12 protein-coding genes are annotated in these 13,640 nt (G+C 37.7%); 4 read left to right on the top strand and 8 right to left on the bottom strand.

Annotation, left to right across the window (positions count from 1 at the left end):
- Position 1: 1 nt before the first annotated feature.
- The 6 genes from NAT51_RS02575 to NAT51_RS02550 all read right to left on the bottom strand — a co-directional run bounded on the left by NAT51_RS02575 (position 2) and on the right by NAT51_RS02550 (position 6,530).
- Positions 2–982, bottom strand: a complete 981-nt coding sequence (locus tag NAT51_RS02575) for a carbon-nitrogen hydrolase family protein (RefSeq protein ID WP_250594805.1) — start codon at positions 980–982, stop codon at positions 2–4.
- Positions 983–992: 10 nt separating this feature from the next.
- Positions 993–1,415, bottom strand: coding sequence for an acyl-CoA thioesterase (locus NAT51_RS02570; RefSeq protein WP_250594802.1), 423 nt, complete (start codon positions 1,413–1,415; stop codon positions 993–995).
- 115 nt (positions 1,416–1,530) lie between these two features.
- Complete coding sequence (locus NAT51_RS02565; RefSeq protein WP_250594800.1) at positions 1,531–3,120, bottom strand: AMP-binding protein; 1,590 nt, start codon at positions 3,118–3,120, stop codon at positions 1,531–1,533.
- 23 nt (positions 3,121–3,143) lie between these two features.
- Entirely contained in the window at positions 3,144–3,611 is a 468-nt protein-coding gene (locus tag NAT51_RS02560) for a DUF4265 domain-containing protein (protein ID WP_250594798.1), read from the bottom strand.
- Positions 3,604–5,922 carry an oxidoreductase gene (locus tag NAT51_RS02555; protein WP_250594796.1) on the bottom strand — a complete coding sequence of 773 codons (2,319 nt, stop codon included), beginning with the start codon at positions 5,920–5,922 and terminating at the stop codon, positions 3,604–3,606. Before NAT51_RS02555 ends, NAT51_RS02560 begins: the two co-directional genes overlap by 8 nt.
- A complete protein-coding gene (locus NAT51_RS02550; RefSeq protein ID WP_250594794.1) occupies positions 5,922–6,530 on the bottom strand; it encodes a flavin reductase family protein in 609 nt (202 codons plus the stop codon). The genes NAT51_RS02555 and NAT51_RS02550 overlap by 1 nt, the downstream gene beginning before the upstream one ends.
- Before the next feature lie 104 nt (positions 6,531–6,634).
- Here NAT51_RS02550 and acs point away from each other — a divergent pair, with 104 nt between their 5' ends.
- Both acs and NAT51_RS02540 read left to right on the top strand, forming a co-directional pair.
- Positions 6,635–8,542 carry an acetate--CoA ligase gene (gene acs / locus NAT51_RS02545; RefSeq protein WP_250594792.1) on the top strand — a complete coding sequence of 636 codons (1,908 nt, stop codon included), beginning with the start codon at positions 6,635–6,637 and terminating at the stop codon, positions 8,540–8,542.
- Between the two features lie 138 nt (positions 8,543–8,680).
- Positions 8,681–9,400 carry a class I SAM-dependent methyltransferase gene (locus NAT51_RS02540; protein WP_250594790.1) on the top strand — a complete coding sequence of 240 codons (720 nt, stop codon included), beginning with the start codon at positions 8,681–8,683 and terminating at the stop codon, positions 9,398–9,400.
- Between the two features lie 68 nt (positions 9,401–9,468).
- Here NAT51_RS02540 and NAT51_RS02535 read toward each other — a convergent pair whose 3' ends face one another.
- Positions 9,469–10,347 (bottom strand): ATP-grasp fold amidoligase family protein, encoded by an 879-nt coding sequence (locus tag NAT51_RS02535; protein WP_250594788.1) that lies wholly within the window; start codon positions 10,345–10,347, stop codon positions 9,469–9,471.
- Between the two features lie 211 nt (positions 10,348–10,558).
- Here NAT51_RS02535 and NAT51_RS02530 point away from each other — a divergent pair, with 211 nt between their 5' ends.
- On the top strand, positions 10,559–11,248 hold the full coding sequence (locus NAT51_RS02530) for a Bax inhibitor-1/YccA family protein (RefSeq protein ID WP_250594786.1): 690 nt from the start codon (positions 10,559–10,561) through the stop codon (positions 11,246–11,248).
- Positions 11,249–11,316: 68 nt separating this feature from the next.
- On the opposite strand, the gene prfB is transcribed toward NAT51_RS02530, so the two are convergent.
- Positions 11,317–12,412, bottom strand: a protein-coding gene (prfB, locus tag NAT51_RS02525) for a peptide chain release factor 2 (RefSeq protein WP_250594784.1) whose coding sequence is annotated in 2 segments (ribosomal slippage) — positions 11,317–12,348 and positions 12,350–12,412 — 1,095 coding nt in all. Because the reading frame shifts where the segments join, the coding sequence is not laid out codon by codon here.
- Positions 12,413–12,540: 128 nt separating this feature from the next.
- Here prfB and NAT51_RS02520 point away from each other — a divergent pair.
- A complete protein-coding gene (locus tag NAT51_RS02520; RefSeq protein ID WP_250594782.1) occupies positions 12,541–13,566 on the top strand; it encodes a threonine aldolase family protein in 1,026 nt (341 codons plus the stop codon).
- Positions 13,567–13,640 lie beyond the last annotated feature (74 nt).

Genomic DNA, 13,640 nt, shown 5'->3' with positions numbered 1-13,640 from the left:
TTTATCTTCTGTTGAATTCCTCGTGATTGTCAATCAAAGTGATTTTTCGGGTTGGTGCCACATTCACACGCAAATCGAAAATATCAAAACGGTTGTAATGACCTAAAATGTCGTGCATTTGTTTCGGTTGGATACATTTGGCCAAATCAATATCGGCATAAACAATTCCTTCCTCATCAATTAAAGGTTCCCCGATTACGGCGCCGTTTGGTCCAATAAAACCTGAAAATGCCGAATTTTTACGGGTTAGCAATTCTTCGATATTCGGAACATCTTCTTTTAAGGCATCCATAATTTCTTTCGAAATGGTCGAACAGGAAACAATTGTAAACAATTTTCCTTCAAAGGAATGAGCGGCTGCACGGATTTTAATAGCTTCCGCCATATTGTAATCCGGAGGTGCAACCGGTAACGAAATATAATTAGCTATGTGAATCAGTTCGCCTTGTGATAATAGGGTAAAACGTGCTAAAGTATTGGTGTTTTCACCACAGGCTAATGTTCCGATTGGTCCGATTTCGGTATCATAGACTTTTAAAGAAGAGCCATCACCCGATGTCCAGGTTAATTTTTCAGCCCAGGTTGGGACCAACTTTCGATGTCTTCCGATTAAGCTTCCTTTGTTGTCAATGATTAAGTTGGTGTTGTAAATTTCTCCGTAACTGCTACCTCTTTCATTAATTCCGATGACAATAGTAATGTTGTTGTCTTTTGCAGCCTGATATAGGCGTTGCATATCGGCATCATCAGTGGTTACAGAACTTTTATACAATTCTTCATACCATTTACTTCCCTGAACCGGAGTCATTACCCAGTTCCAGTATGGATAACCCGCCACAAAAACTTCAGGGAAAGCGATTAATTGCGCTCCATTGTTAGCGGCTTCCTGAACAAATGAAATCGCTTTATCAATCGTTTTTTCCACATTTAAAAAAACGGGAGAAGTTTGTACTGTTGCGGCTTTGAACTTTTTAAATTCCATGTTTATTGTATTATGGTAAAAGGAAATAACTTATTTTTTCTCTCATCGTGTCACTAAATGCTTCTGAAGAAATCGCTTTTCGGTCTTCGGCCATTTTTACGTTAACCAAAGTAACTTCGCCTTCCAAAATGATTTCACCCTGCTGGTTTTTAAATAAAAAAGCACAAAGTAGGGAAGAAGTACGTAATTCCTTAACCCATAGTTCTTTGATGATTACTTCACCTAAGCGGGCTGCTTTTTTAAATTGGACTTTTAAATCTACGGTTGGAATTCCGTTTGTTTCGTGCATTTTACAGAATGGACGGTCCAATGCTTCTTCAAACCAGTCTTCAACCAATCCGTTAAGCATTTCAAGGAATCTCGGATAGAAAACGATTCCTGCAAAATCGATATGCTGGAAACGGATTTTTTCTGTTTTAATAAAATATTTCATATATGTGAAATTTATTTGTCAGCGCTCATATATGGTGTCGCTTTTTAATTTATTTTGGTGTTTATTTACAATAAACTCCTTATTCATTGCGATTTCATGTTTATAAAATTAAGTATTATTTCAATTTGAATCGTTGAATTTTACCGGTTTCGGTTTTGGGTAAAACATCAATGAAATTAATTATTCTGGGATACTTATAAGGAGCCGATACTTCTTTGAACCACAATTGAATAGATTTGGCAAGTTCATCTGTGGCTTTAGCTTTGTCTTTTAAAACAATATGGGCACAAACCAACATACCGCGTTCTTCATCAGGCAAACCGACTACGGCGCATTCCTGGATTTCTTCGTGTGTCAAAAGTACGCTTTCCACTTCAATGGCAGCAATATTATATCCCGAAGAAATAATCATGTCATCACCTCTTGCCACAAACCAGAAGAAGCCTTCTTCATCCTGACGGAAAATATCTCCAGTTAAATTCCATCCGTTGCTGACATACTCGCGCTGCTTTTCTTCACGGTTTAGGTATTTGCAGCCAGTAATACCACGTACGGCTAGTTTTCCAGGTTCGTTTCTCGGTACTTCGTTTCCTTTATTGTCGGTTATTTTGGCTTCATAACCTGTAATGGCAACACCGGTTGATCCGGGTTTCATGTTGATTTCGTTGGAAGAAATGAAAATATGCAGCATTTCGGTGGCGCCTATTCCGTCAATGATTTTCAATCCGGTTGTATTGTACCAATCTTCCCAAACTTTGAGTGGTAATGTTTCTCCGGCTGATACACATTTGCGTAAGCTCGAAATAGTATAATCGCTTGCTTTTGTTGTTAATACACGCCATGCTGTAGGAGCTGTGAAACAAACGGTTACTTTATAATCCTGTATCGCCTGAAGTAGCAAATCAGGTGTGGGTTTTTCGATTAAGAAAGTCGACGCACCAACATACATCGGAAACAATACCAAGCCACCCAAACCAAAGGTAAAACCAAGCGGTGGGCTTCCGGTAAATACATCATTTTGTGTTGGTTGTAAAGAATATTGCGGAAATGCTTCACAGATATTTAAAACATCTTTGTGGTAATGTGCTGTCATTTTTGGTAATCCTGTTGTACCGGATGTAAAGCCGATTAAAGCAACACTGTCTGATTTTGAATGAAAATTAGAGAATGTTTTCGGTTTGGATAGCATTAAGGTTTCCAATTCCGAACTACGGTAATAACAGGTTCTCTTCAAAAAAGGAGATTTAATCAATTCCATTTCGTCGGATAAGGCACTGTCGCACAAAACATGGGTAATTTCGGCACAATCAATTATGGTAGTCAATTCTTTGGAACGAAGTAATGGCATGGTAGCAACTACAATTCCTCCGGCTTTAAGGATGGCAAACCAACAGGCAACCATCATTGGGTTATTAGCCGAACGGATTAACACACGGTTACCGGATTTTAACCCTAAGTCATCAACTAAAACATGTGCAATCTGGTTTGCTTTTTCGTATAAATCGTTATAGGTCCATTTTTCTTCAAATGTTTGGATGCAAATAGCATCACCATGACCGTTTTGGATATGATAATCCAATAAACGTTCAACACAATTGAGCATTTCAGGTTGGTTGAACTGAGGTAAATCCAAAAAGGAATATTGCGGTTGTAATTCCGGATTTGGTAAGTTATCGTGAGTGAAATTATCTTCGTAATGTATCATTTAGTTGGTTGTTGGTCGGTTGGTTAAGCTATATCGTCAGAATGTTTTACTGAAAGTATGGGTTCTGCATAAGAAAGAACACCACTTTCCTCATAGTTGTCCAATATTGACTTTATGGTTTTGTAATCAGTACTTTCCAATATTTCAACAGAAAAAAATGTATCATTTAATCCTTCCGACTCGCAATTCAAATTCCGAAGTTCGTCTCTTATAATTTCTTTGTTGAAATCTTCTTGGGTAATTACAATCTGCACGATTGAATTCCCTGAATATTCGATTACTTCCCTGAATGTCAAACCGCCTTCGCTTTCATCAAATTCGGCATAAAAGATATCATCGGTAGCTATTAGCGGACCATAAAAAGGAATGCTGTCAAGTTTGTAAACACCATTTTCTTCGTCCAGGGTTTCAGCCCACATGGTTTCGACGATTTCTTCTTCCAAGACATCACTGTAATATCTGAAAATTATTTTTTTACTTGTATTATCCATTGGTTTTTTGATTCGTAATTATCTTGTGGCTTTCCGGTTTTAATTCTTTCTTCATTCCTTCCACAGTTTTACGTTCCGAAGCTTTTAACGGATACAAATGAGTGGTTCCTGCCATGTATTGCTGTGGAATATCGGTCGGTCTGAAATTTTCATACGCTTGGGCATTTCTGATGAAATAAGGATCGAGCAATAACGGTCTTCCGAGCGAAACCAAATCGGCACGTCCATTTAATAGAATAGTATTGATTTGATCAATATCCTGAATGTATCCCGCTGTAATGGTTGGTATGTGAACCGTATTACGGACCATATCTGAAAAAGGTGTTTGCCACATTCTTCCGGTTTGCGGTTTCTGGTGGGCAACCGTATTTCCGGTTGATACACTGATAATATCGGCTCCGGCATTTTTGAAAGCTTCGGAAATTGTGATTACATCCGTTTCAGAGATTCCGTTTTCAGCCCAATCAGATGCTGAAATCCGAACCGACATTGGTTTGTTTTGCGGAAATGTATTACGCATTTCGGTAAAAACCCGGATTGGGAATTTTAATCGGTTTTCGATGCTTCCGCCAAATTCATCTGCTCTGATATTGGTTAACGGAGACAGAAAAGAAGCTAATAAAAATCCGTGGTGTGCCTGCAATTCAATCATGTCAAATCCTGCTTCTTCTGCATTCTTTGTCGCTTCCATAAATTCAGAAATGATTTTGTCCATGTCATCGTTGGTCATTTCTTTAGGAGAAGCCAATTTATCATTGAATGGAATAGGTGAGGCTGATAACAAATCCCAAACGTTGTCTATTGGTTCTGAACTTCCTTCCCAAGGTTTTTTGATAGCGCCTTTTCGTCCGGAATGTCCTAATTGAATCCCAATTTTTGTTTGGGTATTTTGATGGATGAAATCAGTAATTCGTTTCCAGCTAACTATTTGTTCTTGTGAATATAATCCAGTACAACCGGGAGTGATTCTTCCTGTTGGTGAAATGGCTGTCATTTCGGCGATAATCAATCCGATACCGCCAATTGCCCGGGTAGTATAATGTTGGAAATGCCAGTCGTTCGGAATTCCGTCTTCAGCTGAATATTGTCCCATCGGAGACATCACGATCCGGTTTTGGAGTGTCAAATCCCTTAACTTGAAAGGTGTAAAAGCAGCCGGAGTTTTAAGTTCGGTTCCGATTTTAGCATTGAATTCTGCCAATACTTTTTCAGGATAAGAGGCATCACGGATGGCCAGATTTTCGAACGTAACTTTTTTCGAACGCGTCATTACGCCGAAAGCAAATTGCTGGAAATCATGCTGAACATGGCGGTCCATATGTTCAAACCAGTCTAAAGATACATTGGCCGCATGCTGGATCATTTCCACGCGGTTTCTTCTGGATTTTTCGTATTGCTCAAAAGCAGCAGTTGGATTATTTTGGTTAGCCACAACTGCATCAGAAAGCGATATAGCACACTCCATGGCTAATTTAGTACCTGAACCAATGGAAAAATGGGCTGTTGCTTTGGCATCGCCTAATAAAACAATATTGTCTTTATGCCATTTTTCGTTGGTTACATGCGGAAACTGGCGCCAGTGTGATTTGTTGGTAATCAAAGGATGGCCGTCTAATTCTTCTTTAAATATTTCGGCTATTTTTTGAACAGTCGCTGCTTCATTTTCAACTTCAAAACCTGCTTTTTGCCATGTTTCTTCTGAACATTCGAAAATCCAGGTACTCATTCCGGCTTCGTATTGATAGGTGTGGGCAACAAAAGTCCCGAATTCGGTCGTTCTGAAGAAATAGGTGAAAGCATCCAATGGTTTCGTTGAGCCTAACCACACAAATCGGTTTTTTTGTAATTTAACAGAAGTTCCAAAATCTGAAGCAAATTGTGTTCTGATGGCACTTCCGATTCCGTCGGCAGCAACAATAATATCACTGTTTTTAAATTGCGAAAGGTCATCTATGTTTTGTTCGAAATGAAGATTTACACCTTCTTCGGTACATCTTTGCTGTAAAAGTTGCAGTAATGTTTTTCGTGAGCAGCCACAGAATCCGTTTCCGGAAATACTCACTCTTTCGCCATCTCGGGCTACTACGATATCGTCCCAATACGCAAATTTACTTCGGATCAATTCATATGATTTGGTATCCCGTGTAAGGAATTCACCCAGTGTTTCATCTGAAAAAACGACGCCAAAACCAAAACTGTCATCGGCTTTGTTACGTTCATAAACATCAATCTGGCAATCCGGAATGGCTTTTTTGGTTAGTATTGAAAAGTAGAGACCGCCGGGACCTCCGCCAATTACTGATATTTTCATTATGTTGGTCTTTTTACGGAGAATATTTCTCCTAATTTTGAATAATTTGCTCCGGCTAAACGGGCAACCGGTTTATAAGTTTCCAGATTGATACGGGCATTTTCCATAAGAATTGAATCGTCAATGTGCATGGTTAGAATTTTACCGATAATAATGGCTGCACCTCCATTTTTATGATCTTCAAGGAAATAATGGTGTACCATTTCACACTCAAAATGAACCAGACTTTCTTTTACTCTTTTGGGATTTATATAGATTGAATCAATTGGAGTGAGTCCGGCAAGTGTGAATTCATCAACATCCGGAGTAACCGGTTGTGAAGTTGTGTTCATTTTTTCTACAACTTCTTCGGTAACCAGATTGACCACAAATTGCTTATTTGCCAATACATTGTTTAAAGTGTCTTTGTTTTTATCGCCTGTTCTGACGGTTGAAAACATCACATGGGGCGGATCTTCTCCTACGGCATTAAAAAAAGAAAAAGGAGCAAGGTTGTTTATTCCGTTTTCATCGACTGTTGAAATCCATCCTATGGGGCGGGGAATTACGGTTCCGGTCAATAACTTATATAAAGTGGAGGCATCCGTATTTTGAGTATCGAATTGCATTAATTGGGCTAGTTGGTTTTTACAAATTAACTAAAAAAATATCCAATTTGAAACAGATTAATGGCCAAGTTATTTTAATTTTACCGAATATCTAAAGAATTACCATGAGTTATTATAGAATTGAAAGCCTGGAACATTATTTTAAAATGTATAAAAAATCGGTACGTGAACCCAGAAAGTTTTGGGATAAGGTTGCTGATGAAAATTTTACATGGTACCAGAAATGGGAAAAAGTCTTTGATGTTGATATGCAGGAAGCCCAATTCAAGTGGTTTGTTGATGCCAAAGTTAATATTACCAAGAATTGTATTGACAGGCATCTAGCCCGTAAAGGAGAAAAAACGGCCATTATTTTTGAGCCCAATAATCCGAATGAAGAAGCGATCCATATTTCATACAATGAATTATACAAAAGGGTTTCCAAAATGGCAAACGTTTTGCGTGATCAGGGAATCAAAAAAGGAGACCGCGTTTGTATTTATTTGCCAATGATTCCTGAATTGGCTGTTGCAGTTTTAGCCTGTGCCAGAATTGGTGCTATTCATTCAGTTGTTTTTGCCGGATTTTCCGCATCTGCAGTAACTGCAAGAATCAACGATTGTGAATGCAGGATGGTGATAACTTCAGACGGTGGTTATCGCGGGAATAAAACCATTGATTTGAAAGGTATAGTTGATGAAGCATTGGAAAAATGCCCTACTGTCGAAAAAGTTTTGGTTGTAAAAAGAACCAATGAAACAGTAAGCATGAAAGAAGGACGGGATATTTGGCTGCAGCCTTTACTGGATGAAGCAATTGATAACAATGTTGCCGAAATCATGGATGCCGAAGATCCGTTATTCATATTATATACTTCGGGTTCTACCGGAAAACCAAAGGGAATGTTACATACCACGGCCGGTTATATGGTGTATACAGCTTATACGTTTAAAAATGTTTTCAATTATGAAGACAATGATATCTTTTGGTGTACAGCTGATATCGGATGGATTACAGGTCACTCTTATATATTATACGGACCGTTATTAAATGGTGCAACGACGGTGATTTTTGAAGGAATTCCTTCCTATCCGGACTTTAGCCGTTTTTGGGAAGTGATTGAAAAACATAAAGTGACACAATTTTATACCGCACCTACGGCAATCCGTTCGTTAGCAAAAGAAAGTATTGATTATGTCCAGAAGTTTCCGATGAAATCACTGAAGGTTATAGGATCTGTTGGAGAACCTATTAATGATGAGGCATGGCATTGGTATAACGACCACGTAGGCGGAAAACGTTGTCCTTTGGTTGATACCTGGTGGCAAACTGAAACGGGCGGGATTATGTTATCACCGGTTCCTTTTGTGACTCCGACTAAACCTACATATGCAACGTTGCCTTTACCTGGAATCCAACCGGTTTTGATGGATGAATTACGAAACGAAATCGAAGGGAACCAGGTTGTGGGAAGCTTATGTATTAAATTCCCCTGGCCAAGTATTGCCCGTACGATTTGGGGTGACCATCAACGTTATAAAGAAACGTATTTCATGGCTTTTCCAGGGAAGTATTTTACCGGAGACGGTGCTTTGCGTGATGAAGTTGGTTATTACAGAATTACAGGTAGGGTAGATGATGTGATTATTGTATCCGGACATAATTTAGGAACTGCGCCTATTGAAGATTCGATTAATGAACATCCCGCAATTGCCGAAAGTGCCATTGTCGGTTTTCCACATGATATCAAAGGAAACGCATTGTATGGGTTTATTATCTTGAAAGAAACAGGAGAAACCCGTGACAGAGATAACTTATCCAAAGAAATCAACCAGATTATAACAGATCAGATCGGGCCAATTGCCAAGTTGGATAAAATCCAGTTCGTAAGCGGTTTGCCAAAAACCCGTTCAGGAAAAATCATGCGACGTATCCTGCGTAAAATTGCAGAAGGTGATTTTACAAACTTCGGAGATACATCTACTTTGTTAAATCCTGAAATTGTGGATGAAATAAAAGAGGGTAGGGTTTAATAATTAAATTACATTTTTTAATGTTGGTTTGGGGAAATGATAAACATTAAAGAGTTATAAATAACAATCAAATAAACATAAAGATTAAGTAACGGGATCTGAAAAGGTATATACTTGATCTGAATAAAGAATATAAAAATGAATGATTATAGACAATTGTTCCAGAGTAGGGCAAACGACTATCATTTTGCGATGCAGAAGTATCCTGATGCCAGAAACAATGAATTTAACTCTTTGCTTTCTTCCATTGATTTTTCAAATGTCAGAGAAGCATTGGATGTGCCTTCCGGCGGAGGCTATTTAAAAAGGTATATTCCAAGTCATGTAAACTTAAAATCAGTTGATTTTTCAGAAGGGTTTATTAATGATTCGATAGCACTTGTCTCACCAAAAAAACTTCCATTTGAATCCAGTACATTTGATGTTGTTTTTTCGCTTAGTGGAATGCACCACCTGGAAAATGTGCCATTATTTGTTGAAGAATGTTTAAGAATAATTAAAGATGACGGACGCTTTGTTTTTGCCGATGTGGAAAAAGATTCAAGTGTCGATAACTTTTTAAACAAATTTGTGAATGAGCACAATTCTTTAGGTCATGACGGGAATTTCTTTTTTAAAGATTATTTCTTGGAAAATCCTGATATACAAAGCAAAATAATTGATTGCCAATTTAATAAGTACCCATTTGTTTTTAATAACACAAATGAAATGATTCATTTTTTTAAACTTTTTTTCGGATTGGATAAAGCCAGTGAAGCAATTGTTTTAGAAGGTGTTCAGGATATTTTAGGTGTGGTTGAAACCAATAATGGGATTGAAGTAAATTGGGGATTAATTCAATACCAACTGAAAAAATAAAATAGGAGATAAGACCTGGATTGTCTTTTTACAGGATTATTGTCGTTTGTTGAAAATAGTAACGGGCTTTAGTTAGGTAATTTAATAAGCTCACCAAATTCTTTATTGAATCGTTCGATAGAACTCCTGATTAATCCTCCGTTTGAAAAGAAAGTAAGTTCGCCGAAGATAATTTTGTCTCCAATCGAATATAAATCCACACGTAAGAAAAGAAAACCTTCGCATAGTTTTTCTGCAATACGGATCATTTCGTCGAAATTATCCGGTTTTTTGAAATCAGAATTATGAAATGCCGGTATGAATTTTTCCGGTAAAACTTTATTCCAGTTCATATCATAAAAGCATTTGGTTATATCTTTCGATTTGTTTTTCTGAAGATATACATATTCCGGTTTACCGTTAAAACAATGGAATTTATAATCGATAAGCGCATCCGAATCAATCTCTGAAATATATTTTTCAATGATAAGCCTCGGTTTTACATTCTTGTAAATGGCTTCGCGAAATTTATAGTAGTATTTTTCAGTAAGAAATTGGTTCAGTTTCTTTTTGGTTTTATCAATGTTTAATTCGTTTTTGTCTTTTACGATCACATTATAACCGGATCCATGGGTTCCTTTTATAACAAATTGATTGGGTAATGCATCAAAATTGATTTCACTTACCGAATCATAAATCCCAAAAATATCATTTAAATATTGTTTGCCAATTTTTTCCTCAACATAATCCCTGACTTCAAATTTATCAACAAACTTTCCGTAATTTTCAGTGTAATAGTATAGTTTAAGCCAAAGCGTTTTCTCCATAAACTCTTTTGGGTCGCTTAGATTTGGCTTTTTGTTATTCTTTAAAAAATATTGGATTTTAGTAATTTCTTCATCACTTGCACCTAAGAACTCAAGTAAACTTAAATAAGTTTTGTAAAATTTTCTTTTAAAAAAATTCATTGCTTTATAGTTTTGATGGTAAAGAAATTAATAAAAATAACCGGCTTTTAAAATTTTGTGCAAATATAGACTTCTTAACCAGAAATTGAATTTTAGTTTATAAAGAAAACTCAGGAAAGATTTAAAGCAAACAAAAAATAAGTTAAAAATTAAAAAACTTGTACTGTGCTATACTTTTTGAGTATATTCGATAAATTTTAAGAATATAATTATGTACACTGAAAACGATTTAGTATCAAATGTTTCGCAAGAAGCACAAGCGGAATTTTTCAAAAAAACTTATACGCATGTAGCCTTGGCTATTCTGGCATTCATTGTTGTTGAAACAATTTTGTTGAAAATTATCCCTGCAAACTTAATTTTTGCCTTGATGGGAGGAAAAATTGGCTGGCTTTTGGTTTTGGGACTTTTCTGGTTAGGTTCTTCATATTCAGGAAAATTAGCGTTCCATCCTTCAAGAGAGAAGCAATACCTTGGATTAGGATTGTATGTTATTCTTGAAGCCTTGATCTTTTTACCGCTTATTGGTTATGCCGTTGCATTTGCCGGTGGTGATTTGATTACACAGGCGGCTGTGATTACATTATTCATGTTTTCAGGTTTAACGGCTGTTGTATTATTTACCAAAACAGATTTTTCATTTTTAAGAACAATCATCCTTGTGGGTGGTTTTGTTTCGTTGGGAACAATTGTTGCCGGAATGATTTTCGGATTTAACCTTGGATTGTGGTTCTCAGTAGGAATGGTGGTTTTGGCTTCAGCAAGTATTTTGTATCAGACACACCAAATTAAAGAGCAATATGCAACAGACCAATATGTAGGTGCTGCATTGCAGTTATTCTCTTCAATTATGTTGTTATTCTGGTATGTATTAAGAATCTTGATGAGCAGAAGAGACTAATATTTTATATAGTATAATTAAAAAAGGAGCTATTAAGCTCCTTTTTTGTTTTGATCCGTTTCCGGATTTTATTCTTCTTTTTGTCCCATCATCATCAGGTAAGCTTTCAGGAATTCATCCAGATTTCCATTTAAAACTCCGTCAACATCACTGGTTTCAAAACTGGTTCTTACATCTTTAATCAATTTGTACGGATGCAAAACATAGTTTCTGATTTGTGATCCCCATTCAATTTTCATTTTCCCGGCTTCGATATCGGCACGTTGTTCCATACGCTTTTTCAACTCGATTTCGTATAACTGCGAGCGTAACATTTGCATTGCTCTCTGGCGGTTATCCTGTTGCGAACGGGTTTCCGAACATTGAATCTGAATACCGGTTGGTTTGTGATACAACTGAACTTTTGTTTCGACCTTGTTCACGTTTTGTCCTCCGGCACCACTTGAACGTGATGTAGTGATTTCAATATCGGCAGGATTGATGTCAATCTCGATACTGTCATCAACTAACGGATAAACATACACGGAAGCAAACGATGTGTGACGTTTCGCATTACTGTCGAAAGGGGAAATACGCACCAAACGGTGTACTCCGTTTTCACCTTTTAAGTACCCAAACGAATAATCTCCTTCAAATTCCAATGTAACAGTCTTGATACCGGCAACATCACCTTCCTGGAAATTCAGTTCTTTGACTTTGTATCCGTTTTTTTCGCCCCACATTAAATACATACGCATTAGCATGCTGGCCCAGTCGCAACTTTCGGTTCCGCCGGCACCGGCTGTAATCTGCAATACGGCACTCATGGAGTCCCCTTCGTCAGAGAGCATGTTTTTGAATTCGATGTTCTCGATATGGGTATTTGTAGTGTCGAAAAGTTCGTCCAATTCTTCTTCGCTCAAATCGCCTTCTTTGCAGAATTCATAAGCAATTTGTAATTCGTCGCTCAAATTGACCGCTTTTTCGTAATCTTCGACCCATTTTTTCTTCGAACGGAGATTGCGCACGATTATTTCAGCTTCTTTGGCGTTATTCCAGAAGTCGGGTGCAAACGTTTTTTCTTCTTCGTTTGCGATTTCGATTAGTTTGGCATCAATGTCAAAGATACCTCCTCAACGCACCAAGGCGCTCTACAATACCTTTTATTTGCTCGGCATTTGTCATATAAATTTTATATTTTTGGTTTTTAATTTGTAGCTATTTCCCGCTGTCCACTGTATCTTTGCTAGCGCAAAGGATGCCGTTCCCATCGGGGCTAATATCTCAGCAAAAGTACCAATCCTTTTATAATTATGGAAATAAATTTGGTCAGTGATACCGTTACAAAACCTACGCAGGAAATGTTGCATGCCATGTTTCAGGCAAAAGTAGGCGATGATGTATATAAACAAGACCCCACTATAAACGCTTTAGAAGCAAAAGTTGCCAATATGTTCGGGATGGAAGCCGCACTTTTTTTTCCTTCCGGAACCATGGCCAATCAGACTGCCTTAAAATTACATACCAATCCAGGAGACGAGATAATTTGCGATAAATGGTCCCATATTTATTTATATGAAGCCGGAGGAGCCGCTTTCAACAGTGGTTGTTCACTGAGTTTGTTAGATGGTGAACGCGGAATGATCACGGCCGATATGGTGAGAAAAGCCATTAACGACCCGGAGTTTTTCCATGCGCCTTTAACTAGTTTGGTCAGTATTGAAAATACGACCAATAAAGGTGGCGGAGCTTGTTATGAAATGGAAACGCTCCGTGAAATCAAACAGGTTTGCGTTCAAAATAAATTAAAATACCATTTAGACGGCGCCCGTTTATGGAATGCCATGGTGGCTAAAAAACAATCACCGAGACAGTTCGGGGAATTGTTTGATTCAATCTCTGTGTGTTTGAGTAAAGGACTGGGAGCTCCTGTTGGTTCCGTGTTGATTTCAGATGCCAAGACGATCAAGAAAGCGTTACGCATCCGTAAGATTTTCGGAGGCGCGATGCGTCAGGCGGGATATCTGGCCGCAGCCGGTATTTATGCTTTGGATAATCATATTGAACGTTTGGCCGATGACCACAGAAGGGCTAAAGAACTCGCTTTTATTTTACAACGCCTGCCGTGGGTAGCTTCGGTGGAGCCTGTAGAGACCAATATCCTGATTTTTAATGTTCAATCCTATCTCGATGAAAAAGTAATCATCGAAAAATTCAGGGAAAAAAGCATACACATCAGTTCGATGGGGCAAGGCAAGTTGCGAATAGTGACACACCTGGATTACCGTCAGGTTATGCATGAGTATGTTTTGGAAATTCTTCCGAAGATTTCAATTTAAGCATTTTTATAAGTCAAAATCCGAAAGTCGATAGCCGAAAGTCTTATTTGAGACAATTTTCTTTTGTGAATACT

This window comes from Flavobacterium amniphilum, from assembly GCF_023634845.1.
In the GTDB taxonomy this organism is placed as follows: Bacteria; Bacteroidota; Bacteroidia; order Flavobacteriales; family Flavobacteriaceae; genus Flavobacterium; species Flavobacterium amniphilum.
Note: the sequence above shows the minus strand (reverse complement) of the source record. Positions and strands in the feature narration are given on the sequence as shown.